General features: G+C 63.3%; 20 protein-coding genes and 1 pseudogene. 15 read left to right on the top strand and 6 right to left on the bottom strand.

Annotated elements, in window-relative coordinates:
- The first annotated feature begins 125 nt into the window (after positions 1–125).
- From ACVWY0_RS20295 to ACVWY0_RS20265, 7 genes are all read left to right on the top strand, one after another.
- Complete coding sequence (locus tag ACVWY0_RS20295) at positions 126–1,652, top strand: GMC family oxidoreductase (protein ID WP_485838290.1); 1,527 nt, start codon at positions 126–128, stop codon at positions 1,650–1,652.
- 148 nt (positions 1,653–1,800) lie between these two features.
- Entirely contained in the window at positions 1,801–3,234 is a 1,434-nt protein-coding gene (locus ACVWY0_RS20290) for an aldehyde dehydrogenase family protein (RefSeq protein ID WP_485838289.1), read from the top strand.
- A gap of 464 nt (positions 3,235–3,698) precedes the next feature.
- Positions 3,699–4,280 carry a recombinase family protein gene (locus ACVWY0_RS20285; RefSeq protein ID WP_485838288.1) on the top strand — a complete coding sequence of 194 codons (582 nt, stop codon included), beginning with the start codon at positions 3,699–3,701 and terminating at the stop codon, positions 4,278–4,280.
- Positions 4,277–4,819: a hypothetical protein gene (locus tag ACVWY0_RS20280; RefSeq protein WP_485838287.1), complete on the top strand. Its 543-nt coding sequence runs from the start codon at positions 4,277–4,279 to the stop codon at positions 4,817–4,819. Before ACVWY0_RS20285 ends, ACVWY0_RS20280 begins: the two co-directional genes overlap by 4 nt.
- Before the next feature lie 160 nt (positions 4,820–4,979).
- On the top strand, positions 4,980–5,729 hold the full coding sequence (locus ACVWY0_RS20275) for a Mu transposase C-terminal domain-containing protein (protein WP_485838286.1): 750 nt from the start codon (positions 4,980–4,982) through the stop codon (positions 5,727–5,729).
- Between the two features lie 20 nt (positions 5,730–5,749).
- The gene (locus tag ACVWY0_RS20270; protein ID WP_485838285.1) at positions 5,750–6,640 is read left to right on the top strand and encodes an AAA family ATPase; all 891 of its coding nucleotides are present in this window, start codon (positions 5,750–5,752) and stop codon (positions 6,638–6,640) included.
- Between the two features lie 33 nt (positions 6,641–6,673).
- Positions 6,674–7,264: a recombinase family protein gene (locus ACVWY0_RS20265; RefSeq protein WP_485838300.1), complete on the top strand. Its 591-nt coding sequence runs from the start codon at positions 6,674–6,676 to the stop codon at positions 7,262–7,264.
- 508 nt (positions 7,265–7,772) lie between these two features.
- Here the strand turns inward: ACVWY0_RS20265 and ACVWY0_RS20260 are convergent.
- The 3 genes from ACVWY0_RS20260 to ACVWY0_RS20250 form a co-directional block, all read right to left on the bottom strand.
- Positions 7,773–8,324 (bottom strand): uracil-DNA glycosylase family protein, encoded by a 552-nt coding sequence (locus tag ACVWY0_RS20260; RefSeq protein WP_485838284.1) that lies wholly within the window; start codon positions 8,322–8,324, stop codon positions 7,773–7,775.
- Positions 8,325–8,743: 419 nt separating this feature from the next.
- On the bottom strand, positions 8,744–11,302 hold the full coding sequence (locus tag ACVWY0_RS20255; RefSeq protein WP_485838283.1) for an AAA family ATPase: 2,559 nt from the start codon (positions 11,300–11,302) through the stop codon (positions 8,744–8,746).
- Between the two features lie 262 nt (positions 11,303–11,564).
- A complete protein-coding gene (locus tag ACVWY0_RS20250) occupies positions 11,565–12,071 on the bottom strand; it encodes a hypothetical protein (RefSeq protein ID WP_485838282.1) in 507 nt (168 codons plus the stop codon).
- A gap of 797 nt (positions 12,072–12,868) precedes the next feature.
- Here ACVWY0_RS20250 and ACVWY0_RS20245 point away from each other — a divergent pair.
- Complete coding sequence (locus ACVWY0_RS20245) at positions 12,869–14,389, top strand: BCCT family transporter (RefSeq protein ID WP_485838281.1); 1,521 nt, start codon at positions 12,869–12,871, stop codon at positions 14,387–14,389.
- Positions 14,390–14,489: 100 nt separating this feature from the next.
- Here ACVWY0_RS20245 and ACVWY0_RS20240 read toward each other — a convergent pair whose 3' ends face one another.
- Positions 14,490–15,365: a LysR family transcriptional regulator gene (locus ACVWY0_RS20240; protein WP_485838280.1), complete on the bottom strand. Its 876-nt coding sequence runs from the start codon at positions 15,363–15,365 to the stop codon at positions 14,490–14,492.
- A 121-nt stretch (positions 15,366–15,486) separates the two neighbouring features.
- Between ACVWY0_RS20240 and ACVWY0_RS20235 the strand changes: the two genes are divergently transcribed.
- From ACVWY0_RS20235 to ACVWY0_RS20205, 7 genes are all read left to right on the top strand, one after another.
- Positions 15,487–16,959: an aldehyde dehydrogenase family protein gene (locus ACVWY0_RS20235; protein WP_485838279.1), complete on the top strand. Its 1,473-nt coding sequence runs from the start codon at positions 15,487–15,489 to the stop codon at positions 16,957–16,959.
- Positions 16,959–18,701, top strand: coding sequence for a hypothetical protein (locus tag ACVWY0_RS20230; RefSeq protein ID WP_485838278.1), 1,743 nt, complete (start codon positions 16,959–16,961; stop codon positions 18,699–18,701). The genes ACVWY0_RS20235 and ACVWY0_RS20230 overlap by 1 nt, the downstream gene beginning before the upstream one ends.
- Entirely contained in the window at positions 18,694–19,773 is a 1,080-nt protein-coding gene (locus tag ACVWY0_RS20225) for a membrane dipeptidase (protein WP_485838277.1), read from the top strand. The genes ACVWY0_RS20230 and ACVWY0_RS20225 overlap by 8 nt, the downstream gene beginning before the upstream one ends.
- Entirely contained in the window at positions 19,770–20,510 is a 741-nt protein-coding gene (locus tag ACVWY0_RS20220) for a hypothetical protein (protein WP_485838276.1), read from the top strand. Before ACVWY0_RS20225 ends, ACVWY0_RS20220 begins: the two co-directional genes overlap by 4 nt.
- Positions 20,507–20,887: a RidA family protein gene (locus ACVWY0_RS20215; RefSeq protein WP_485838275.1), complete on the top strand. Its 381-nt coding sequence runs from the start codon at positions 20,507–20,509 to the stop codon at positions 20,885–20,887. The genes ACVWY0_RS20220 and ACVWY0_RS20215 overlap by 4 nt, the downstream gene beginning before the upstream one ends.
- A 214-nt stretch (positions 20,888–21,101) precedes the next feature.
- Positions 21,102–21,293 carry an FCD domain-containing protein gene (locus ACVWY0_RS20210; protein WP_485838299.1) on the top strand — a complete coding sequence of 64 codons (192 nt, stop codon included), beginning with the start codon at positions 21,102–21,104 and terminating at the stop codon, positions 21,291–21,293.
- Positions 21,294–21,540: 247 nt separating this feature from the next.
- The gene (locus ACVWY0_RS20205) at positions 21,541–23,700 is read left to right on the top strand and encodes an amylo-alpha-1,6-glucosidase (protein ID WP_485838274.1); all 2,160 of its coding nucleotides are present in this window, start codon (positions 21,541–21,543) and stop codon (positions 23,698–23,700) included.
- A gap of 420 nt (positions 23,701–24,120) precedes the next feature.
- On the opposite strand, the gene pdxS is transcribed toward ACVWY0_RS20205, so the two are convergent.
- Positions 24,121–25,020, bottom strand: a complete 900-nt coding sequence (gene pdxS / locus ACVWY0_RS20200; RefSeq protein ID WP_485838273.1) for a pyridoxal 5'-phosphate synthase lyase subunit PdxS — start codon at positions 25,018–25,020, stop codon at positions 24,121–24,123.
- 81 nt (positions 25,021–25,101) lie between these two features.
- Positions 25,102–25,272: pseudogene (locus ACVWY0_RS20195) on the bottom strand (formyltetrahydrofolate deformylase); the annotation flags it as partial.

Genomic DNA, 25,272 nt, shown 5'->3' with positions numbered 1-25,272 from the left:
CGGCGTGATGCGCATTACACGCCTGCACCTGTGGGACAGCCGCGTGCGCGTCAGGCTAAGGACGCCAGGGGGTTCTTGGGGGACATTGAAGGTATTACGGCTCGAATGCTTTCAAGGAGGAAAACATGAGCGATATCGCAGACATGCCGGTTTCGGACTTCATTGTCATTGGTGCCGGTTCGGCCGGCAGCGTTCTCACGCGTCGGCTTCTGGATGCCGGACACTCCGTCCACGTCATAGAAGCAGGATCCGTCGATTCTGATCCGAACATCCACAGCCCGCAGGGCTGGCCCATGCTATTAACCGGCCCAAACGACTGGGCGGTCATGACCACCCCTCAAGCACATGCCAACAACCGCAGCCTCTTCTGGCCTCGGGGCAAGGTCTTGGGCGGGAGCAGTTCTCTTAACGGCATGATCTATATCCGCGGTCACCGGAGCGACTATGACGCCTGGGCAGCCAACGGCGCCGAGGGCTGGTCCTGGAACGAGGTCTTACCGCTGTTCAAGCGTTCTGAACGTCACGCCGACGGAGCCAATGAGTTCCACGGCGGCAGCGGCCTCCTCCCGGTGGAGCGGATCAAGGACCGCCACGAGCTTGCCGAGGCGTTCGTTGACGCCGCCAAGAATCTGGGGCACAAGGAGACCGAAGACTTCAACGGTGAGTTGATGGAAGGGGTGGGGTTCAACCACACCACGACACATAATGGACGGCGGGCCAGCGCCTGGCAGAGCTTCGTAGCCCCCGTTCTGGACCATGCGCAGCTCACTGTCACGACGGGTGCCGAGGCAAGCCGGATCGTCGTTGACTCCGGTCGCGCCACTGGCGTCGTCTACATCGTCGACGGGCAGGTCCGACGTGCGTCAGCCACCTCGGAAGTAATCCTGTCGGCAGGCGCCATTGGCTCACCTAAGCTCCTGATGCTCTCGGGCATCGGTCCCGCGGCACATCTGCAGGAGGTGGGGGTCGACGCGGTGGTCGATCTTCCCGGTGTGGGCGAAAATCTCCACGACCATCTTCTGGCCGGAAACATCTACGAGGCGTCGCAGCCTCCCGCCGCCGGGCGGCACAACCTGCTGGAGAGCCAGCTGTACGCCCACAGCAACCAGACGGACGAGGAAGCACCTGACCTGCAGCCGCTCTTCCTGCATCTGCCGTACCCGACGGACGGCGGTGCTGCCCCCGAATACGGCTACACGATCGCACCGGGAATCGTCCGGCCCCGCTCACGGGGCACGCTCCGGCTGGCATCGGCCGATCCCTCCGCCGCGCCCCTCGTGGATCCGAACATCCTCGCCGAAGAGTACGACCTCGAGGCCCTGGTTGATGCGATCATCATGTGCCGTGAGATCGGTGCGCAAGACGCCTTCGCGCCCTTCCGGAAAGCCGAATACACCCCCGCGGGAACCCAAAGCCGGGACCAGCTGCGCGAATTCGCCCGCCAGGTCGCAGGCACCTACCACCACCAAGTCGGCACCTGCAAGATGGGCACCGACGACCTGTCAGTTGTTGACCCCCAGCTTAGGGTCCGGGGAGTGACGGGCCTGCGCGTCGCGGACGCCTCGATCATCCCGTCAGTGCCAAGCGGAAACACGAACGCCCCTGCCATCATGATCGGCGAAAAAGCAGCCGACCTCATTCTCGGGAACTAGGCGGCTCTGATTCTGTACGGGGCCCGGCGCGGTCCTGTCGCCGCCCTTACCGGCGACAGGACGGCCCGTGCCTTATCGGCCCAACCGTCCGGGCGACTACCAAAGCGCTCATCCATCACACCATCAGATTTCCTATGAGGAGCCACCCATGACTACCGAAATCACGCAGACCCACTTCGCCACGGCGGCGGACCTGTTGGCGGTGATAGAGCCGGCAGAAGTCGGCCGCGGGATCCAGGACCCGGCCACCGGCGACGTGGTTGGCCGCGCGCCGGAGCACGGCGTCACCGAGCTCCAGGCCGCGATCGACTCGGCCCGGGCTGCGCAGCCGGGCTGGGCGGCCCGGGCCCACGAGGACCGCAGCGAGTACCTGAACCGTGCCGCAGATGCGGTCGAGGCGTCGGCCGCGGCGTTGGCTGAGCTGCTGTCCCGCGAGCAGGGCAAGCCGCTGAACGGTCCGAATGCCCGCTTCGAGGTCGGTGCCTGCGCCGCCTGGCTGCGGGCTACCGCATCGTTTTCAATTGATCCCGAGGTACTGGTGGACGACGACGGCGGCCGCGCCGAGCTGCACTACCGTCCGCTGGGCGTGGTAGGGGCGATCGGCCCGTGGAACTGGCCCATGATGATCTCAGTCTGGCAGCTGGCCCCGGCACTGCGCATGGGCAACACCGTGGTCATGAAGCCCTCCGAATATACGCCGCTGTCCGTATTGGCCCTGGCGGAAGTGATTAATCAGGTCCTTCCGAAGGGCGTGCTGCACGTCGTCTCGGGCGGACGCGATGTCGGCGAAGCACTTGCCTCCCATCCGGACATCGACAAGCTCATGTTCACGGGGTCGACCGCGACCGGCAAGGCGATCATCCGCTCCTCCGCAGATACCGTGAAGCGGCTGACGCTGGAGCTCGGCGGTAACGACGCCGGCATCGTTTTGCCCGATGCCGACCCGCAGGCGATCGCGCAGGACCTGTTCTGGGGCGCGTTTATTAACACCGGCCAGACCTGCGCGGCGCTCAAGCGCCTATACGTGCACGAGGACCTCTACGATCAGGTCTGCGACGCGCTCACCGCGGTCGCCGAAGTCACGCCGATGGGCGTGGGCCTGGACGAGGCCAACGTGCTTGGCCCGCTGCAGAACAAGGCACAGTTCGACATCGTGGCCGGCCTGGTCCAGGCTGCAAAGGATGGCGGGGCCCGCGTGCTGATCGGCGGGAACCCGGAAGCGGACCAGCCCGGCTATTTCTATCCCACGACCCTTGTCGCGGATATCGACAACGACAACCCGCTCGTCGCACGGGAACAGTTCGGCCCGGCCCTGCCGATCATCAAGTACTCCACTGTGGACGAAGCCATCGAAATGGCCAACGCCCTCGATGTCGGCCTCGGCGCCTCCGTCTGGTCCTCTGACAAGGACAAAGCCCGTGAGGTCGCCGCCCGTATCGAGGCAGGCACGGTGTGGATCAACAAGCACGGCGCGGTGGACCCGCGTGTCCCGTTCGGGGGTGCCAAACAGTCAGGCTACGGGCTCGAGTTCGGCGTCGAAGGCCTCAAACAGCTCGGAGCCCCCCAAATCATTAGTTCCTAGGGCTGGATTCGGTTTCGATATCCAAGAACGCTGGGCCGGGCCTTCCCGTAGAAGGCCGGCCCAGCGTTGAATCCTGCGAGAGGGAAACCAGAAACAGATGTGTGACAGTTGGGGATGGCCTCAGCCGTCGGCGCCCGGTTGGCGTATGCGCTGTTATCGGCGTTTGGGTGCTGAAGATTTAGTTGAAAGCTGGAGAACGAATAACACTTGGCAACGTGTCCCGCAAGCCGGTCCCCCTCTGGCCCTGGCCGACGGCCCAACCGGCATCTTAGGAGACCCCTGCCATTCCGCTCTGCTCCATTGACTGTCTTGAAAATCTAAAGCTTTTCGAGACGCGGGGTTCGCGACTTGAAGCGTCAAAGGACTCGGCGTCGTGCCGGGCCGCCCGGTGTCTTGGAAAGATGTCTCATCGTGAATCGTCTCAGGCGGGTGCCGGCCGGGGGTTTCTGAGGCACAATGGCGGGGTGAGACATCTCGGGTATACGCGTGTGAGTACGTCGGGCCAGGACGCGAAGTTACAGCTCGATGCATTGGTCGACGCCGGGGTGCAGAAACGGGACGTGTTCGCCGATGTCACCTCCGGGAGCAAGGCCGCTATTGAGCGGCCCGGGATGAAGAAGCTCCTCGCGTATGTGGAGCCGGGCGATACCGTCGTCGTGTGGCGGGTGGACCGGCTCGGTCGGTCCTTGATCGATGTTTTGAACACGGTGAACCTGCTGCGGGAACGCGGCGTGTATCTGAGGTCCATCTCGGACGGGATTGACCCCACATCAACGTCGGGTCGCCTGATGCTGAACATGCTCGCGACTTTGGCCGAGTATGAGCGGGAGTTGATCGTCGAACGCGTGAACGCGGGCATCGCCGCGGCCAGGCAGGGCGGAACCCGCTTCGGCCGGCCCTTGTCCGACCCGCTCGTCATCGCCGACAAGCTCGCGATCGCCCAGGACGCTCGCGCGAAGGGCCGCACCGCTGAGGAAGCGGCCCGACTCGTCGGCTGGAGCCGCGCGACGCTTTACCGTCATCAGCAGGCGGCCTCCCGGTTATGAAGCATGGGCTGTCGGCCGAAGACCGCGCGGCGCTGCTCCGGCAGCACCTCGATGACGGTGTTCCCCTCGCCAGAATCTCCGACCAGGCCGGCATCCCCCTCCGCACGCTGCAACGGTGGACGGCAGGATTCCGCGCCGCCGGCTCGGCCAAGGCCCTGGGCCGCCGGCCACGCTCGGACCGTGGGAGCCATTCGCTCCCGCCCGAAATCGTGGGCGCGATCGAAGGCCTCGCGCTCCGCCGCCCGGCGCCGACCATCGCGTTTATCCACCGGCGGATCTGTGACGTCGCGCTCGACCGGGGCCTTCCGGCCCCCGGCTACACGACCGTCCGGGCTGTCGTTTCCGCCATCGATCCGGGACTGCGCACGATCGCGCTCGAGGGCGACGCCGCGTACCGGGACCGGTTCGAGCTGGTCTACCGGCGCACCGCCAGCCGCGCGAACGAGCAGTGGCAGTGCGACCACACCGAGCTGGACATTGAGATTGTCGACACCGCCGGGGCCCGCGCACGCCCGTGGCTGACCGTCCGTCCTCGATGACTACTCCCGCGCCGTCGCCGGCTACACCGTCTTCACCGGTGCGCCGACCGCGCTCCAGACGGCGCTGGCCCTTCACCAGGCCGTGCAGCGCAAGAAACATCCGGCCTGGCCCGTCATGGGTCTGCCCGATGTCCTCTACAGCGATCACGGCGCGGATTTCATGAGCACCCACCTCGAACGGGTCTGCCTCGACACCCACATCCGGCTCATCCATTCGCTCCCCGGCGTGCCGCAGGGCCGCGGGAAGATCGAGAGGTTCTACCGTACCCTCACCGAAGGGCTCCTGCCGCATCTGCCCGGTTTCATCCCGCACGGCACCCGAGGGACCCCGGTGACGGCACCGACGATGACCCTCGAGCAGCTCGATACCGCGCTTGAGCGGTTCATCGTTGACGAATACAACCAAAGCCCGCACTCCGAAACCGGAGAGGTCCCCGCCGCACGCTGGCAGGCCGGCGGCTGGATCCCCCGGATGCCGGCCCGGCCCGGGGACCTTGACCTCCTGCTCCTGACCGTCGCACACCAGCGCATCGTCCACCGCGACGGTATCCACTTCAACGGCCTGCGCTACCTGGACCTCACACTTTCGGCCTTTGTCGGCGAAGCCGTCACCATCCGCTATGACCCCCGGGACATGGCCGAGATCCGAGTCTGGCACCAGGACAACTTCATCTGCCGTGCCATCACTCCGGAACTCGCCACCGGAACCATCACTTTCAAGCAACTCAAGGCGGCCAGATCAGCACGCCGGAACGAACTGAAGAATCAGCTGCGCAGCAAGCTCAGCCTCGCCGATGCCCTCCCCACCGACGACCGCTACGCGCCGCCGGCACCCGTCGAACCGACAAAGGCCAGCCAGCAACCTAGTGATGAAAAGCCGCATCAGCTTCGCATCTACGCCGAAGACTGACCCCCAGGAGAGGAACGCCCATGCCCGCCAAGGACGAGAACGACGATGGCCGCCGCTTCCTATCCGCCGATCTCGGCGAGATTTCCGCCGCCCCGCCACCGGTCCCACCCGACACACCGGCATTTCTCATCACCAAGGAGCACCGGCGCTTCACCGAATTCGCCACCGCAGTCCGAACCAACCGCCACATCGGCGTCTGCTACGGCCCACCCGGCGTCGGCAAAACCCTCTCCGCACGCGCCTACGCCGGCACGACCGAATGGGAACAATGGCAACGGACCGGTCAAACCAACACCGAGCCCATCCCTCCCCGCGTGCTTGAGGCCAGAACCGCATTCTGGACGCCTACAGTAACCATCAGCCCCCGAGAGATCGACCGGCAACTACCCCGGACCTGCCAGAGAATCTCTTGGGCAGTCGAATATGCCCAGGACGGCAACATCGACGTCTTCGAGCACCGCGACTCCCGGGCTTCCGGCCTGACCGAACTCCTCATCATCGACGAGGCTGACCGGCTCAAACCTCCAGCGCTCGAGCAGGTCAGGGACTACTACGACCGCCACACCATGGGCGTCATCCTTATCGGCATGCCCGGCATCGAAAAACGCCTCGCCCGCTACCCTCAGCTCTACAGCCGCATCGGCTTCGCCCACCACTACCGGACCCTCAGCACCGAGGAACTCACCTTCGTCCTGGCAAACCGCTGGCAGGAACTCGGCCTGACTATCGACCCCCACGACTTCACGGACGCCGAAGCGATAGCCGCCGTCGCCCGCATCACCAACGGCAACTTCCGGCTCATCCAACGCCTCTTCACCCAGATCACGCGCATACGCGACATCAACCAGCTCAACAACATCACCAAGGAAGTCGTCGAAGCGGCACGCGAAACCCTGCTCATCGGCACCTGACCGCGCCAAATAGCGCCGCTAAATAGACGCCAAATACCGTGGAGAATCACACGCGTGTCCACCGAGGCGCAAGACCTCACTGCGCAGCGTGATGCCCTGGCTGCCTTTGGCGTTGAGTCTGAACGAATTTATGTTGACCACGGCTTTACTGGCACAAACAAGAACCGTGCCGGACTTCGCGAAGCCCTGGCCGCGTGTCGGGCGGGGGATACCTTCGTCGTCACGAAACTTGACCGTCTGGCCCGTTCCGTCCGGGATGCCCACGAAATTGCAGATGACCTCGCTAACCGCGAAATCAAACTCAGCATTGGTGGATCCGTCCATGACCCCGTTGACCCGATGGGCAAACTGCTGTTCAACGTGTTGGCGATGATCTCCGAGTTCGAAGCCGACCTCATCCGCATGCGCACCCGTGAAGGAATGAAGGTTGCCAAAGCCAAGGGCCGGCTACGAGGGAAACAACCGAAACTCACCGTCAAACAGGAAAACCACCTCCTCGAACTACACGCCGCGGGGGAACACAGCAAGGCAGAGCTGGCCGAGCTGTTTAGCGTCGGTCGCTCCACTGTCTACCGGGCAATTGAACGCGGGCAACGCAGGGCGGCCGAACCAATACGCCCCTGAGAATCATTGTGCATAGGAGTATTGAGCGAAAGCTGCGAATCGTGCAGGGAAGTACTGAAAATTCAACGCTCAATACTGGCCTGCACAACCTTGGAAACACGCGGGACGCTGTGCAGGCGAGTACTGAAAATGACAGCCGGACGCAGAAAAAGTCGCGTGATTTCACAGGAATCAGGATCTTACGGGACAGGGCCAGTGAGACGTCTCGTATCCCAAGGGTTACGAGACGACGTGGTGGCACAAGTGGGGGGGACCTTCGCCGATCGATAAATCGAGCAGGCGAGTTAGTGGTGGCGCTTGACGGTGTCACGGAAGTTCAAACGCATTAGGACCGGAGGAACAACGCAGGCATTTTGGTCCCTCAGTACCATTCACCTATGGGGCCCATTCCGGAACAAGCGTAGGACTGGGTGGGGCCGGCCAGCCGTCCGAGAATCGTCCCGCTGTCGCACGAGTCCGGGACTGCGCAGCTTTGATGGTGGTTCAGCTCGGTAGCCGCGGTTCCTGTCTAGTCGAACTTCAAGGTCGCCATAATCGCCGCGGCAGATTCCCGCTCGTGCATTGGACCAGGCATTCGGAAGATTCGTGCGCCCCACGATGTTCGCCGCTCTTGGAATCCAGGCGTTGTCGGGCCCTCGATGAGCTCGTCGATGGGTGGCGCATAGATTCCGATGACCAAGGGCACGTCTTTTGCTGCAAGTTTTTCTTCGAAGATTGCTCGCCCGTATGCCCTTTCAGCGGCCGGGACCGATTTGGCGTTCGGCGTCGGCCGGCGTACGAGGTCTGCGAATCCAACACCGGCTTCGAGAGCCGCTCGTTCAAAGAATCGTTCGTCATTGCTGGGTGTCATGAGCCCAGCCTTGACAAGTTTCATGACCTGCCCGCGAGCTCCCCGCCCTTGGAAGTAGTGACCAGCGTCAACGCTCGTCTGTGAAGGGTTGATTCCGACTATCACCGCACGCACGGCCTCTGGCCAGACCTCGGCCAGAGTAAGGACTTCCTGGCCCATCCACTCGACTCGTTCCTGATAGCCGATGAGGCCAGAGGGTACGGCGGTCATTGTGCAGGCATCCCGAGTCGGCGTTTGAAATCTGGCTTATGCTGCGGGGACCGGAACCCGACCTCTGCGAGCCGAGCCTCCCGCTCATCGAACTCACGTGCCCGGCCGCGGACGGCCGGGTGGAAGGCACGCTCGACCTTGCCCGCTGCGGAGACGAGCAAGCCACAGACCGAGTCCGACAGCGTCAATTCTTGCAAGCGCCTCAATTGCGGCTGGGGTGTGTTCGGCATAGCCCCATTTAACATGTACGGCCAGACATGTAGCGTCATGCCTGCAGTCTCACCCGTACTTGCCGCATGAGACGACTCGGATCCCAATCCGGTTCAGCGTCTCGAAACCTCTGCACCTCGAAACCCTAGGGATACGAGGCGAAGCAATAGATCGCCTGAGCTACGAGACATTCTCGTCCAACTCCAACGTCAGCTCCCTTGGTACTTCTTGACGCTTTTCAACCATGTATCGAGCACCTCGATCTCGGCCTTGAGGGTACCCACCGATGGCGGCGTGTAGTTCAGCTCGGGGTGCGGATCATGACGGGAAGCCCAACCAGAGATTCTGCTGTAGGAATCGTCGTACGTCTTGATGTCGTCAGGAGTAACTCGGCCGATGACTCTAAGTTTCCCGACGCGGACCTCCAAGGTTCGATAGTCCACAAGCGGCTCGGCCAGTACTTGGCTAATGATGCGTTCCCATGTCTGGGACATGTGACCCGCGATTTCCTCGGTGGCGCGCTGGTAGTCCGGATCGGACATGCCTTCTTCGTCACGTCGCAACGCCGCGACCTCTTGCCGCAGAGTATCGACGCGTTGCGCGGCATCCTGCGCCGTCCAGGGATGCTTGAGTGTGGTGAACCCTGGGCCAATCTTGCGCTTGCGTTCGATGCCGCGGGTCGCGAAGGGGACGTCCGCTGCTTCTGCGGTCTTGCGAAGGACCATCGTGAAGGCGATGTCATGCGTGAAGACGATTACCTGCCGCTCTCCCGCCAGGTCTATGATCCGGCTGGCGACGGCCTCTCGCCGCATGTGGTCGAGCGAGGACACGGGGTCGTCGAACACCAGCGCCGACTTGCTCGTGTCGAAGTGCACTTCGGTCAGGAATCCGGCGAAGCCGAGCGCCGTCTGCTCGCCTTCGGAGAGTACCTCACCGAGGCGCGCGCCTGCTCGCGCGTTCAAGAAGTCGGCCTTGTGGAGCAGGCCCGTTCCTTGGCGCGACCTAGTTGCCTTGAAGGTGACTCGCTCCAGTTCGAGCCGGTCGGTTTCGCGTGTGAAACGGTCTCGGGCTTCTTCGGTCACGTACTTCTTCGTCAGCTCGCCCACCTTGTCGGTGATGGCGCGCGTGTTCGTCTCGGAGAACTTGTCGTTGAGCACCGTGTACTCGAGCAGGCGGGCGCGTTCCGACTCGATCTGGGGCTTCCCGTCCCGCATTGCGATCTGGTCGCGCAGCCGGTTCTCTTCGGTTTGGGCCTGAGCAAGACGTTCGGCGAAATCAGCGGCATCGATTGAGCCGGCTTTGTCGCGGAGGCTTTTCTCCTGGGCGGTAAGTGCGGTGATGTCAGCGGCGACGCTTACGTCCGCCGGCTGTTCATCGGCGATCATGGCTGCCTGGCGTGCACGGAATGCGTCGAATAGCGACTGGACCCGCGCGGCGAATCCCGGTTCTGACTGCTCTACCGCTGCGATGGCGACTGCGACCGGTTGGCTCTCGACCGGCTGCCGGCCTAGAGCCGCGAGGACAGCTTCGATGTCCTTCTTGGCCGACTCGGCGTCCTTAGCCGTCGTGTCCGAGACGAACTCGTGAAACCGTTTCAGCCGTGCTGCCCCTCCGCCGTCAAGGGACTGCTGGCACAGGACGCAGACTGCTCCGTCGTCTGCGTGCGGGAAGTCGTGTCCCGGGTAGACAACGAGCGAGTACTTCTCCGCCGCTTGCCACAGCGCTTTCCAGACCGGCGATCCGATGCCGGCGAGCGGCTCGTCTCCGAACGTGGTCAAGGACGCTGCGTCCGCCGCTTCCTGGGCCGCCTTCGCACTCTCGCGCAGCCCTTTGAGCTTCTCGTGCACCGCGGAGCCGAACGAGCGGTCGAGGCCGGACAGGTGGTCAGCGACCAGATTTAGTGCATCGGCCGTGCGGAGCAGCTTCTGCTTCTCCTGCGCAGGATCAGCAGTCCGGAGCCGCGCCACTTCCTCGACCTGAGAGCTCAGCTTCTGATCGACGTCGTGAGGGCAAGCGGTGGTCGCGGCGATCTCTGCGTCCGTCGTCTTGGCCGTGAGAGCCCTCAGGAACGTCGCTGCGGATCCTAGATCGGTGACGACGGGGAGAGCTCCGGGAACGCCCTTCTCGGTCTTCCACCCGTCGATGACACGTCGCACGCCGGCGGTCACTGTGGAGAGGTCGTCAAGAAGCTGCACCGCCGAAGGTCGGTAGGAGATCTCGGCTTCCGAGTTGAGGTAAGTGTCTCCGCAGTGCTCGTCATAGAGGGCGACGCGCCCGAGGGCAGGATCGGCGGTGGACCCGAGCAATGAGGTGTGTTCCGTCTGCGCGATGAGGAACGTCACCTGGCCCGACTGCTCTCCCGGAGATCCAGCAAAAACGTCCGGGAGGATGTCTGCGCGATGACGGGCGCGCACCATGGACTGCAGGATGCGTGCGTAGCCGGATTTCCCGCTGCCATTGTTGCCGTACACGACGGTCAGACCATCCGGCGCGAACGTCAGCTCCTGGTTCTCGGCAAGTTGATTGACATTCGCCACTCCTTTGACAGAGATGATCCGCACGGGTTCGTCATTGGCGTTCTGAGGGGCGGTGACCGATGCGAGCCAGCCCCCGTCCGGAGCAACGGGCGGCTCCGCGAACATGCTCTTAGCGATCTCCTCATACTCGTTCTCGTCGATCTTTTCACCGCTCGCAATGCGTGCCAATGCGCATTGCTGCCACCAGGGTCGGGTAGCGATCCAGTCGAGTACGTCTTCGTAAGCGGTCACTCTGTCTCGTTCCATCGGGGCGGGCGTAGCTCAGTCGGCCGCGCGGTAGCTGGCACCCCCGGCTTTAGGTACCTAATTTAGCCTCCCCATGAAGGATCGCGCCTCATTGATAATCGCTTCCACAACAAGCGTCTCGTAACTTATTTTGTTTTATATCCCTAGCGATACGCGACAGCTCACGGGTCAGTCATGGAAATATGGCGATCACAGAAAGAGGCCATTTCTTGGATTAGACCAGGGATCCTGCGGGGAGAAGTGCCCCCTACGGGCAGTTCTCCTCCAAGACGCGCCAATAGGCCGTGAACTGAGGGGTTCGTTTTCTTCGATGGGCAGCCGTGAAATCGGAGTCGAGGGCGCCGATGATCTCGGGTAGCTCCCAGCTGTCGATGGCTGCGGCGTCTAGCCCCTTGAGCCAGGTCCGCAACCGCTCCAAAACTGGCTGTGTTGCCTGCTCAACAATGTCTTCCACGGTACGGATAAGGTCGCTGAAACGTTCGGCCACGGCTAACGGCATCTGATGGATGACAGAGACACCCAGTACGTCGACCCCTTTCCCCTGGGCATCGAGAATGGCAACAGGCACGGGCATAGCCAGCGTCGATTGTGAGTGCGCGATGGTGGTGTTCCGATAATTCCGAATAACGTCATGTACGGGTTGAAGGTTGGCCGGAATGGCCAGAACCACTGACATCTCGTCGAGTCGGCTTCGGACGTTGGAGTGGATAAAGGGACGGATATATGCCGTGACAGCATGAGAGGTCAGCGGCATCCACAGCTCTGAGTCCTCACCCGCGGTTAGTGCACAGCTCAAGGCGTGCGCGGCTTCCGAGAGGTCACCTGCGTGGCTTGTCAGCTCGACTAACAGTCTTGTGTCGGCCTTGTCGGGCAGAACTGCGATGGGTGGGCGAGGGATCCTCAAGGGTGTGGCTACTCCTTGTCTCCGGATGATTGTGCGTCCTCTAAGGCTAGAGAACGGCAGGCGTTGGACGGTTGACGTCGCGTCGAAAACGACGAGGAAGTTCGTGCTGACACTCCATGCGTCAAATAGCGCTGTGAAAACGCCGCCATTTATCGCCGCAAATCACAGACGATGTTTGCCAATCGCACTGACGTCAGGTTGGGGTGTGCCCTCTATGGACGCCGTCATGGAATGGCGAGTGGTCCTCTCGTCTCGAAACTATCGATGGCTATCGATGCCAAGCGCTGAGTTGCGCCTGGATCTCGGGCGGGGATGTCCACTTCCGGGCCCACCATGATTCTTATTCCGAAGGAGGCCACCCGCCTGCCCACCGGCCTGACGTGCGGCCTAAGAGAGGCAGTCGAGGGCTGCCTCGTCCAAGGGGACAACTTATATTCGTAGCTTATCAATGTAGACCAACTAAGTCTTGGACCCGGTAAATGATGTGAAGTTACTCTCATTTGTACGCATTGCCCGTGATACAGCTAACAGGAGAGTTGTCGATCCCGATGAAAACCCTAATCACCACACCGAGACCTGAAGATCGTGAGCCTTTGATCGCCGAGGAACATCCCAAGCGCGCCCCCGGGGGGCCGTTGGCGCCTGTCGTGGATCGCAAAGTCACGATTGCCAGCCTGGGGATCCTGGCCGTTTTTGTGCTCGCTACCCTGGTGTTCCCTAAGCAGTCTTCCGCCGCCATCAATGACGGCTTTACTTTCTCCGCAAAGTGGGTCGGGCTCTACTGGCAGTTGCTATTGTTGGCGACCTTTCTGTGCTCTATTGCGCTGGCGCTGACCCCTTACGCGAAGGCCCGGCTTGGGGGTCCGGTGGCTCCGGACTACGGTCGCTTCAAGTGGGTCGCCATGATCATGTGCACGCTCTTGGCCGGAGGCGGGGTCTTCTGGGCCGCTGCGGAGCCGATCTCGCATTACATCTCCAGCCCGCCGTATTTCGGTGAGCCCAGTGGGGATCCGACCGAGGCTGCACACATTGCGCTGGGGCAAAGTTTTGTGCACTGGGGCTTCCTGGCCTGGGCCATCCTGGGTTCGCTCGGGGCGATCGTCATGACCCATGCGGTGTCCAAGGGTATGCCGTTGCGCCCGCGCACACTGCTTTACCCGGTCATGGGGCGCAAAGTGCTCACCAGTTGGGTCGGCACTGTCGCGGACGTGGTGTCCATTATTGCCGTGGTGGCCGGTACGGTCGGGCCCATTGGCTTTCTGGGGCTTCAGGTCTCCTACGGACTTTCACGACTCTTCGGGATTCCGAACAACTACGGCACACAGCTGATCATCATCGCGGTACTGACCGGTTTGGCAGCTTTCTCGGTTTCCTCCGGTCTGAGCAAGGGCATCCAGATCATGAGCCGGCTCAACGTGTGGCTGGCGCTGGGCCTGATGCTGGCGGTCCTGGTGTTGGGCTCGGCCGGATATATCTTCAAGTCCTTTCTCGGCGGTTTCGGCGTGTATCTGCAGAACTTTGTGGGAACCTCGCTCTACCAGGGCGAGCAGGCGTGGGTTTCGGGCTGGACGGTTTTCTTCTTTGCCTGGTTCCTGGGTTACGCGCCGCTGATGGCCATCTTCGTGGCCACCATTTCCCGCGGCCGATCGGTGCGTGAACTGATCCTGTTTACTGCGGTCCTGCCACCGATCGTCACCTGTTTCTGGTTCACGGTGCTCGGTGGCACGGGCATCATGTTCGAGCAGCAGAATCCGGGTTCCATTTCCGGTGCCATGGCCAGCGACGGCCTGCCGGCGGTGGTGATGACCATTGCCGAGAACCTGCCCTTCTCTGGAATCCTTGCTTCGGCGTTCCTGGTCCTGACCATCATGTTCGTGGCCACCACGGCGGACTCGATGTCCTACAGTATTGCCCAGTCGTGCACCACCGCGGGCGAGCCGTCGACCAAGCTGCGTGCCGCCTGGGCGGTGACCATGGGTGTGGCGGCCGCGGTGCTGATCTCCATCGGCGACGGCGGCATCAGCGCACTGCAATCCTTCATCGTCATCACCGCGGTCCCCGTGGGCTTCATCATGCTCCCCTCATTGTTTGCCGCCCCGGTATTTGTCCGGCGCATGGCACTGGAACAGGGAGTCCTTGACCGGAAGCCTCGGGGGACGCAGCACTAGGACGAAACCCGCAAAACACCTTTCCTGACGCGTGCGAAGGGGCCCCCGGCAACCCTGCCGGGGTCCCCTTCGCATGCCCTCGCACTGTCGCGCGGCGGTCCTACGTGCCACCGGTTTCAAGGAACCGTTCCACCAGTGCCGAATCCTGCCGCCCCTCGGCACAGATCAGCGAGACCCGTGAATAGGCGGCGTCATCGCTCAGGCCGAGATAGGCCACGCCGGGGATCTGCAGTGCGCGCATCGACTCCGGGACGATGGCGATCCCGGTACGGGCCGCCACGAGCCCCAGGATGGTGGGGAACTGGATCGCTTCCTGGGCGATCCTGATATGGAACCCCGCCTGGATGCATAACGCGGAGATCAGGTCGTAGAGCCGGGAGACCTGACTACGCGGGAAAACCACGAAGCCTTCCCCGGCCAGTTCCGCGAGCGGGACGGTGGTCCGCTGGGCCAGGGGGTGGGTTGTCGGAACCGCAACCATCAAGGGTTCGCGCCTCAGCGCGGTGACATGAATCCCCTCCACGGGCTCGATTTCCCGGACAATCCCGACATCCAGCTGGCCCTCCAGCACCGCCTGGATTTGCCGTTCGGTGGTGTGTTCCTGAAGCTGGAACCGCACCAGCGGCCACTGCTCATGCATGCGGTTGACCATTCCCGGCAGCAGGAACAACGCGGCCGAGCTGACGAACCCCACCCGCAGGAGCCCGGTGCTGCCCCGGGTCGCCAATTCCACTTGGCTTTCCGCGCGCTCCGCTTCGGAGACCACCCGGCGGGCGGCCTCCAGAAGCACACGGCCCGTGTCGGTGATCTCCACCGAGCGGGTGGTACGGACGAAGAGCTGGGTTTTCAGAGTTCGTTCCAGGCGTTGGATCTGCTGGCTCAACGCCGGTTGGGCTATGTGCAGGCGCGCGGCCGCCCGGTTGAAATGCTTTTCCTCGGCCACCGCGATGAAATAGCGAAGCTGTCTCAGTTCCATAACCATTAAGTGTATCTGCTTATGAGTTGATAGGTAATAAATACTTCTCTGTGATCACTGATGTCAGTAGTGTGGATCACAGAATCGGCTCATCGAACAGCAAGAAGGCAGGAACCTCACCGTGAACACAACGACCACCCAAACCCTGGAACTCAGGCAGCTCATCAACGGCCAATGGGACAGCGCAACCGGAGACGAGGCCCGGAGTTTCAACCCCGCGGACCCCGATGAGGTTGTTGCGCGCTACGCCACGGCCACCACGGACACTGTGGAAGCGGCCGTCGCGGCCGGCCGGGCCGCGCTGGCCGGCTGGGACCGCGTGGGGATCCTGGGCCGCGGACAGGTCCTGCGCCGTGCGGCACGGATCCTCGAGGAGCGCGGCGAGGACATCGCCGTGCTGATGACCCGCGAACAGGGCAAGACCCTTGCCGACTCGCGGGGCGAGGTCGGCGCCACCGTGGAGACCCTGTACTACCAGGCCGGCTCTGCCCGCCGCGCCGACGGCGTTACCTACCCGTCGGGCAATGCTGACGAACTGGTCCGCACCATCCGCCGCCCGGTCGGCGTGGTCGGTGTCATCACACCCTGGAACTTCCCGTTGCAGATTCCGGCCTGGAAGATCGCGCCGGCGCTGCTGTGGGGCAACACGGTGGTCTGGAAGCCGGCCAGCGACACTCCCGCCGTCGCCGTTGCCTTCGCCGAGATCCTCGTCGAGGCCGGGGTTCCGGCCGGTGTCCTGAACCTGGTCCTGGGCCCGGGCTCCCTGGGATCGCGTCTGGTTGAGCACGAGGGCGTCGCCGCGGTGACCTTCACCGGCTCCGTTCCGGTGGGCCACCAGATCCGCGAACGCGTGGTGCTCCGTGGTGCGAAGCTGCAGATGGAGCTGGGCGGTCACAACGCAGCCATCGTTATGCCGGACGCGGACCTCGCCAGTGCCGCGTCCGCCATCGTCGCGGCCGCCATGAGCAGCACCGGCCAGAAATGCACCGCCACCCGCCGCATTATCGCCGTCGGAGACGTCCACGACCGCCTGGCCGACGCGCTGGTGCTGCTGGTCAGTTCGCTGGTCGCGGGTCCGGGCACCGAGGAAACCTCCTTCATGGGCCCTGTCGTCTCCGACCGTGCCCGCCGCGATATCGAAGACGCACTGTCCCAGGCCCAGGCCGAGGGTGCAACGGTGCTGGCCCAGGGCTCCATGTCGGATGCGCCCGGACACTACGTCCTACCCACACTGCTGGCGGGAACCGAGGCCCTGACCATCACCCACGAAGAGGTGTTCGGCCCGATCGTGACGCTGATGCGCGCCGAGAACCTGGACGAGGCCATCGCCTTGGCCAATGCCACGGACTTCGGCTTGACCGCATCGGTGTTCACCAGCGACGAGCACGCCATCCGCCGCTGCCTTAACGAGGTCGTTGCCGGTTTGATCAAGGTCAACGCGCCGTCCACCGGTTCCGAGGTCCATGCCCCGTTTGGCGGTCTTCGCGATTCTTCCTTCCCGGCACCGCGAGAACAGAACAGCGATGTGGCCGCGGACTTCTTCACCGACACTAAGACCGCCTACGTCCGAGTCGTACCCCAGGCGCGTGCCTAATGAGCGCGCTCATCCTGGGTGAAGGTGTGGAGATGACCACGCAAGAAGCGCTCCGACCCGCGAACACGGTGATGGATCCGATCGACATGGGCGGTGCCCGGGCCACCCGGCACAGCTTCATTCGATCGATGATCCGCCGTGCGGTGACTGCGGGTTGGCAGATCGAGCGAACCTATTTCGATATTGACGGCCAGGGTCGCGGTGACGCGATCTACGAGGTCCGCGCCGAATCCCACCTGTGGAGCTTCGTGGCCTTCTCCCAGCGACTGAGCGAGGCCGAGCGTACCGACCGGGTAATCGCCAAGGCCTGGGACATCACCGCTGCCCTGGTCGAGGGAAGCGTGGACGCGGATCGACTGGCGCGGATGCGCGCCCAGGTGCCGCTGCAGGAGGCCGGCCGCGCCGAAGCGGGTTCCATCATTTGGACCCGCGCCAACCGCAGCGAACGGTTCTTCGAATACGTCGCCGACCGCCTGGCCCAGGGAATGCAGCCCGAGAGCGAAAAGTTCGGCGGATCGCCCTACATCATTCGCAGCACGGCGTTCTACAGCAACGGCAAGTGCGGGCTGGCTGACTACGAGGGTTTCGAGGATGGCCACCCACTGGCGGTCCCCTACCGCGCACACATGCTCACGGCCTGGCTCATACGCGAACTCAGTTATGACCTGGTGGAAGCCTGCGCGGCGGCCCGCAACACGAAGGCCGCAAAGCTCGACGGGCCCTGGCGACGCTATCTGGGCATGGGCAACGCCACAGGACTGGGCATGGTGCCCTACGCCATCAACCACCCTGAGGTCATCAACTCCTGGGCACTGCTGCGCGAGCTTCCCCTGGCCTCTGTCACCTCCCGCACCGTGGCACCCGCGGATGCAACGGTGCAGCGCGCCATGGAACTGCTGCGCGGGTCAATCGACTATCTGGCCGAGCAGGCAGACATCAGGACCGAACCCTTCGCCGCCGGCCCCGGGCTGGCCGTGCAGCTCGAAGAACTCTTCGGTGAGCTGGGCACCTGGGCCCGGACCGGGCTCTTCCAAGGAAACGCAACCAGCCACATCTGGAAAGAACTCCATGACGCGGCCGCCCTGCGGGGACCCGGCTGCCGCGGCATGGTCGCGACCGTGCTCACCGAACTGAGCGAGGACCTGGACGACACGGTCGAATCATTGCTGCGCTGCGACGAATCCCGCCGCGTGACCGCCGGCGCCACCTGCGCCCAGGTGGCCAAGAGGATCGATGACGAATACTCCTGGATCGGAGAGTTCGACTTCTCGGACCCGGCGGCGCAGCAGCACTTCTGGTTCTCCTCCGAAGACAACGAAGAGCCGCGGCGAGCCCGGCTGGGAGCCGACAAGGGAGAGAACGTTCAACACCCCGTGGACATTGCCCGCGCCGTGGCGAAACTTCGCACGGACCTGGCCGGCACGGATGAACAGACGAGCGTGGGCGAGTTCCTGCTCACCCACCCCGGGCATCGTGCCACCGTGGCCCGCGTGCAAAACGTCGGCAAGCTGACCTATGGCGAAGTGCGCGACAACCTGCTGGGCGCCGAATTCCTGCCGCTTAATGTCCAACGCCTGCAACTGGCGGTCTACGGCATGGAGAACTACACGCCGCAGTCCACTGACTGGCTGCGCGTTACTCTGATGGCCGGGGCACCACGCATCGCGGACCTGTCCTCCGGGACCGCCGATGATTCATGGATGTTCACCTGCCGGCCCCGGGAGGCGAAAGATCATGTCTGACCTGAAAACTCCGGCCACCGTCATCGAAGGATCCACACTCGACCAAACCCGGTCCGCGGCCTCCGCAACCCCCGGAACACAGCTGAATGGCTCCAGCCTGCATCTCTCGGCCACCATCGTCGACGGGCTGCAAATCAACAATTGGGACCGCGGCGTGCTGGAGGAACTGCGCGCCGGCGGGATCAGCGGAGTCAACGCCACCTGCGCGGTCTGGGAAGGCCCCGCCGATACCCTCAAGGCGATCGGGGACTGGTACCAGCTTGCCGCACAGAACCCCGACCTGATGGTCCTGGCGCGAAACAGCCAGGAGATCCGCCAGGCAAAACTGGACCAGCGCATCGCGGTGCTGCTGGGATTCCAGAACACCAGCTCCTTCGGGGACGACTTCCGCCTGGTCGAGGTTTTCCACACCCTGGGCGTGAAGATAGCCCAACTGACCTACAACATCCAAAACCTGGTCGGCGGAGCCTGCTACGAGCCCGAGGATTCCGGCCTGACCCGGTTCGGGCGCACCATCATCTCCGAAATGAACCGCGTGGGCATGCTCATAGACCTCTCGCACGTGGGCAACCGGACCTCCCTGGACGCGGTCGAGGCATCAATTGCCCCGGTCGCCATCACCCACTCCAACCCCACCTGGTTTGTGGAGAATCCGCGCAACAAACCCGACGAAGTCATCCGTGCGGTCACCGACAAGGGCGGGATGCTGGGCTGCTGCCTCTACCCGCTGGTGATCGGCGGCAAGAAAACGACCCTGGAGCAGTTCTGCCAGATGATTGCGCGGCTGGTTGATGAACTGGGCCCGGGAAGGGTTGGTTTGGGCAGTGACTGCACCCGCAACTGGGACACCGACTTCGTTGGCTGGCTGCGCAACGGACGCTGGCAGCCCCCGGGGGAAACCAAGCCCACCTGGCCCGAATGGCCCGAATGGTTTGTCGGCCCCGAGGACTTCCCCCGACTCACCGACGGCCTGGAAAAGGCCGGACTGGACGAGACCAACATCCGCGGTGTGCTGGGCGAGAACTGGCTGCGCCTCTTCGACAACGTGTTTCCCGGAAGGACAATCTCATGACCGTTACCACCCAGAAAGCAGCAACAATGGAAACCAGCGAGCCGGTCCCCACCGTGCGCCTGGCCATGCGCGAAGTGCGCGAGGCCGCGTACCGCGCCCTGGTGGCCAGGGGAGCAAGCAATTCCGAGGCCCAAGCCGCCGCGAGGCAGGTGCTTTTCGCCGAGATGCACCATGGCACCGGGCTGCAAGCCCTGTCCTCGTGGCTGCGCGACAACTCCTGGGCGCCGAAACCCCTCGACTACACCAAGTCCACCACTCCGGCCGGGCTGAGCTATGTGGTAGGCCCCGGCGCACCCTGCAATGCTCTGGTGCACGGGGTCCTGCTGGTCGACGTCGCCAGCACCGGAGCCGGCAGTGAAGTGTTGTGCAACGCCGTAGAAAACGAATCGCACCTGCTTGACGAGGCTCTGCTCAGCGCCGCCCTGGGCTCCGGCCTCACGATCGTGCACCGCACCGCCGGGGACCGGAACCACTCCACGTTTGCCACGCCCGCAGGAGACCTGGGCATCGGATTCAGCACGGCCGGTCAATCCGCGCCACACACAGCACCGCCGGCCGGGTATGGTTCGCGCTTCTACACGGCCAATAACGCGCCCGAGGGCGTATTTATCGTGTCGACAGCAGCCGAACGGGCCCTGAAGAGGACCAAAACGGCCCATGACGGGATACACGTGAACCCCACGACCTGGGCAGAAGTCCGCACGGTAGCGGCAGCCTACCTGGTGGCCGACGCATGAGCGGGATACAGCGTCGTTGGCACGAAGACGGAAAACCACGCCCCTACACGGCAACCGCAACCCACGGGGGAATCGTCTGGGCCTGCGGACAGGTTCCAACCATGGCCGACGGATCCACCCCACAGTCCCTGCATGACCAGGTGAACGTAGTATTCGACAACTTGGAAAAAGTCCTCGCCGACGCCGGAGCCGATCTATCCACCATCCTCAAGATCACCGTCTTCCTAGCCAACCTGGATGAATTCGACGAATACAACAGCGCGTACCTGGAACGTTTCGGCGATCTGACGCTCCCGCCCCGCACCACAGTCGAGGTTGCACGGTTCCGCGGACAAAAACGCATCGAAATGGATGCGGTGGCAGCTACAAGGTCATAGCACCTCTAAAAATACAGGGTGGTCACTCTCCCAAGGGCTTCAAGGTTGTCAGGATCTGTCACTCCTCATACGCCCACACAACGGGCCGCGTGTTTTCAGCGTCGTGGGGGGCGAATACTGCAAGTGACAAGCGCAGATCATTGCCTGACGGTCCGGTGGAGGACCCCCGTACGGAACTTTTTGGAGCTGGACCGGGACACCCCTTTCGGAACGCATTGATGTATTCATAGTTCCTCTATGCTCAGGCATTCGAGCACGACGTGCGCTTGAGGAGCAGAGCGCGGCCGTTGCTCCTGGGCATCTGTCTGGCTATGCCGATCTGGATGTCAGATTTCATCAGCTTATGTGGCTTGGTTCGGGGAATACACGCCTGGTCGGCGTTGCCGATAACTTTGTCACGGCCTAGCGCTCAGCCATCGTCAATCCCATTCACCCGGCGTACCCCGCACCCGCACGCCCGGCAAACCCGAACCAGCCGGAGGATTATTAATGAGGCAACGTATCGGCCTTCGCGGAGGTTATTTACGAGTCAACGGGGGCTCTGGCGTCGGCAAGCAAGCGAGCGTAGCGTCGATCGGAGAGTTAGTTTCTGCGGCTGCGGCTTGACCATAAGCCGAGGCAGCACAGGTGTTACTTTTTTAGGGGAGGCCGGGATGGCTGGGTGGAACTCTGACACGGCGGCCGGTCCCGTGGGAGCCGGGACGGTCACCTTGGTAGAGGGATCGTCCTTTTGTATTTCTTTGCCGAACGGGGACATCCATCCGGAACATCCGCATGGTCTCTTCGTCGAGGACACCCGGATCCTTTCCAGGTGGAGTCTGACCATTAATGGGCTCGCGGTGGAGCCACTGGCGGCAGAGACCAAGGAGCCATACCGTGCGCTGTTTGCCGGGCGCGTGCCCCGCTCGGATGGGTATGCCGACAGCCCCCTGATCGTTGAGCGGCTCCGCGAGGTGGGAGCTGGCATCCAAGAGCAGATTACTGTCCGGAATTTCTCCTTGGACCCCGTCGAATGCATGATCACGTTGACGGTCGAGGCGGATTTCGCCGATTTGTTTGAGGTGAAGGAAGCACGGATCCAGCGAGCTTGGGACGAAAGCCGTCAAGCGGAAGGTGGGGTGCTTACTATTCGGGCTGTCTGGCAGGGCGTCCAGAAAGGCGTCAATATCCAGGCGCCCGGAGCCGACATGACCCCCGACGCGATCACGTACCGGGCTTCCATCGCCGCCCGAGGCCAGTGGAGCACGATCCTTACGGCGGTGTCCGGCACCGAGGGAGCCAGTGCCCCCTCGTTCGTCCGTGCTGAGGGGGAGGGATTGTCACCGAGTGACCGGCGCCGGCGAGAGTGGGTGGCCAAGATCCCGGTGCTGCACATGGGAAGCCCGTCAATCGAACGCACGCTGCGGCGCAGCTACGATGACCTTGGGGCTCTTCGCATTGAGGACCCGAACCACCCGGACCGTGTGGTGGTGGCCGCCGGGGCGCCCTGGTTCATGACCCTGTTCGGCCGCGACTCACTGTGGGCCTCGCAAATGGCGTTGCCCGTGGACCCTTCCCTGGCCTTGGGCACCCTCCAAACACTCGCCGAACGCCAAGGGACCGTGGTGGACCCGATGAGCGAAGAGGAACCCGGCAAAATCCTGCACGAGGTCAGGCTCGACGTCTCCAGCGGTCTATCCCTCGGAGGCAAGTCCACCTACTACGGCAGCGTCGACGCTACCCCTTTGTTTGTAGATGTCCTTGGGGCCGTCAGCCGCTGGGGATTCGCAAAAGACACCATCGCTGCCCTCCTGCCTCATGCGGACCGGGCGCTGGACTGGATCCGTGACTACGGGGACAAAGATGGCGACGGATTCGTCGAATATCAGCGTCTCAATGATCAGGGACTGATCAACCAGGGCTGGAAGGACTCCTGGGACGGAATCAACTTCGCCGACGGACGCCTGGCCGAACCTCCCATCGCGCTCTGCGAGGTGCAGGCCTACGTCTACGCGGCGTACCTGGCGCGCGCATGGATGGCCTACGACGCAGACGACACGGACCTGGGAGACCGGCTGGCCGATCAAGCCGCGGCGCTGAAGAAGCAGTTCAACGAACAGTTCTGGATGCCCGAGCTGGGTTACTACGCCGTCGCCCTCGACGGGAAGAAGCAGAAGGTCGATGCGTGCGCTTCCAACATGGGCCACTGTCTATGGCTGGGCCTCGTCGATGAGGACAAGGCCCCGCAGGTGGCCGAACGCCTCATGTCACCGGAAATGTTCAGCGGCTGGGGCGTGCGCACACTGGCCACCGACATGGGCGCCTACAACCCCGCCAGCTACCACAACGGCTCGGTCTGGCCACATGACAATGCGATTATTCAGGCCGGCTTGGTGCGCTACGGTTTCGTGGCGGAAGCACAGCGGATCTCCACGGCCCTGCTGGAGGCGGCCGAGTACTCCGGAGGTCGGCTGCCGGAGCTGTTCTGCGGCTTCAGCCGGGACCAGTTCGGCGAGCCCGTTCCCTATCCGACGGCGTGCTCGCCTCAGGCGTGGGCAGCGACGTCTCCGATCCTTCTGTTGACGAGCCTGATGCGTTATGACGCCCACGTTTCCCGTGGCGGCGTATGGATGGACCCGGTGCTCCCGGAATCCTACGGCGACCTCCATATCACCAACGCACCCATGGCCGGCGGCCGAATCACCATTGACATCGCCAATTCTGTCCCAGCTGTCCAGGGCCTGCCGGAAGGAATGAAATTCCACCGCGGGCACCGTCCATGGATAACAGAACTAGTGGAGCAAGCCGGCCAGCGCCGAAAGCCAATGCAATGACCATCCGGGCGGCGGCTACGCGCGCTCCGTATCCGGCCTCAAGGGTCCCCGGATTGCAGGGCCCGGCAACCGATAGCCGGCGGCCTGATTGCTTGTTGGCACCGTAGTGAAGCTTCAGATTCGAGCTCGTATTCAAGGAACCGCACGGAGCGAGGGTAATCACCTTGCAGGGTGGCGGCTGCCCCAAGTCAGGGGAGTAGCGCGGTGACGGCCCAAGCCTCGTAGTTCTGGGCTTTGTCGATAATTTTTCGTGGGTTGTTTCCATCTTGTGCGAGCCAGAGGATGGTGGAGTCTTCTGTGGCGTGGTCAACGCGGCCAGTCCGGACAAGGTAGCCGTGGCGCCGGATCTGCACAGTCTCACCGATCAGGTCGGACAATCGTCACGACGGGCTGTCAATGCGTTTTCTTTCATCGTGTGGCTTACCAGCCGCGCTGGGCGAGGCGGTGCGGTTGCGGGATCTCGTCCACGTTGATGCCCACCATGGCTTCGCCCAGGCCGCGGGAGGCCTTGGCGATGACGTCGGGGTCGTCAAAGAACGTGGTGGCTTTGACCACGGCTGCGGCACGCTGGGCCGGGTTGCCGGATTTGAAGATACCGGAGCCAACAAAGACGCCGTCAGCGCCGAGCTGCATCATCATCGCAGCGTCGGCCGGGGTGGCGATGCCGCCGGCGGTGAACAGCACCACGGGGAGCTTGCCGGCGGCGGCAACTTCCTTGACCAGTTCGTACGGGGCCTGCAGTTCCTTGGCCGCGACGTAGAGCTCGTCCTCGGGCAGGGCGGCGAGCTTGGCGATCTCGGCGCGGATCTGGCGCATGTGCCCGGTGGCGTTGGAGACGTCGCCGGTGCCGGCTTCACCCTTGGAGCGGATCATGGCCGCGCCTTCGTTGATGCGGCGCAGCGCCTCACCGAGGTTGGTGGCGCCACAGACGAAGGGAACCTTGAAGTTCCACTTATCGATGTGGTGGACGTAGTCGGCCGGGGTCAGGACCTCGGACTCGTCAATGTAGTCCACGCCCAGCGACTGCAGGACCTGGGCCTCCACGAAGTGGCCGATCCGGGCCTTGGCCATCACCGGCACGGAGACGGCGTCTATGATTTTGTCGATCATGTCCGGGTCCGACATGCGGGACACGCCGCCCTGGGCGCGGATATCGGCCGGAACACGTTCGAGCGCCATGACTGCAACGGCACCGGCGTCTTCGGCGATGCGGGCCTGTTCAACGTTGACGACGTCCATGATGACGCCGCCCTTGAGCATCTCAGCCATGCCCCGCTTGACGCGGTTGCTGCCCGTTATCGTGGGAAATGCCTGATTCATTGGCTGTCTCTTTCGTTTTTTATGGGACGTAACAGTCGCCCTCGTGACACAGCTTCCACTGGACTCGTGGGCGCGCACATATCAGCGCAGTACGACTGTTCTGTTTCCTTGCAGGATGACTCGGCCTTCGCAGTGCCAGCGCACCGCATTAGACAGCGCCTTGCATTCGGTGTCGCGTCCGGCGGCCACCAGGTCCTCGGGGCCGTAGGTGTGGTCCACTTCCACCGTCTGCTGGGAAATGATCGGACCCTC

This window comes from Arthrobacter sp. UYNi723 (assembly GCF_054057635.1).
This window is presented reverse-complemented; position numbering and strand designations above follow the sequence as displayed.

Bases quoted from the DNA above. Each gene is read 5' to 3' on its own strand.
- ACVWY0_RS20275 (WP_485838286.1), top strand. From the start codon at position 4,980: ATGAGCACCCACCTCGAACGGGTCTGCCTCGACACCCACATCCGGCTC.
- ACVWY0_RS20260 (WP_485838284.1), bottom strand. From the start codon at position 8,324: ATGACCGCCGTACCCTCTGGCCTCATCGGCTATCAGGAACGAGTCGAG.
- ACVWY0_RS20280 (WP_485838287.1), top strand. From the start codon at position 4,277: ATGAAGCATGGGCTGTCGGCCGAAGACCGCGCGGCGCTGCTCCGGCAG.
- ACVWY0_RS20225 (WP_485838277.1), top strand. From the start codon at position 18,694: ATGTCTGACCTGAAAACTCCGGCCACCGTCATCGAAGGATCCACACTC.
- ACVWY0_RS20205 (WP_485838274.1), top strand. From the start codon at position 21,541: ATGGCTGGGTGGAACTCTGACACGGCGGCCGGTCCCGTGGGAGCCGGG.
- pdxS (WP_485838273.1), bottom strand. From the start codon at position 25,020: ATGAATCAGGCATTTCCCACGATAACGGGCAGCAACCGCGTCAAGCGG.
- ACVWY0_RS20250 (WP_485838282.1), bottom strand. From the start codon at position 12,071: ATGCCGCTGACCTCTCATGCTGTCACGGCATATATCCGTCCCTTTATC.
- ACVWY0_RS20295 (WP_485838290.1), top strand. From the start codon at position 126: ATGAGCGATATCGCAGACATGCCGGTTTCGGACTTCATTGTCATTGGT.
- ACVWY0_RS20270 (WP_485838285.1), top strand. From the start codon at position 5,750: ATGCCCGCCAAGGACGAGAACGACGATGGCCGCCGCTTCCTATCCGCC.
- ACVWY0_RS20290 (WP_485838289.1), top strand. From the start codon at position 1,801: ATGACTACCGAAATCACGCAGACCCACTTCGCCACGGCGGCGGACCTG.
- ACVWY0_RS20215 (WP_485838275.1), top strand. From the start codon at position 20,507: ATGAGCGGGATACAGCGTCGTTGGCACGAAGACGGAAAACCACGCCCC.
- ACVWY0_RS20220 (WP_485838276.1), top strand. From the start codon at position 19,770: ATGACCGTTACCACCCAGAAAGCAGCAACAATGGAAACCAGCGAGCCG.
- ACVWY0_RS20230 (WP_485838278.1), top strand. From the start codon at position 16,959: ATGAGCGCGCTCATCCTGGGTGAAGGTGTGGAGATGACCACGCAAGAA.
- ACVWY0_RS20240 (WP_485838280.1), bottom strand. From the start codon at position 15,365: ATGGAACTGAGACAGCTTCGCTATTTCATCGCGGTGGCCGAGGAAAAG.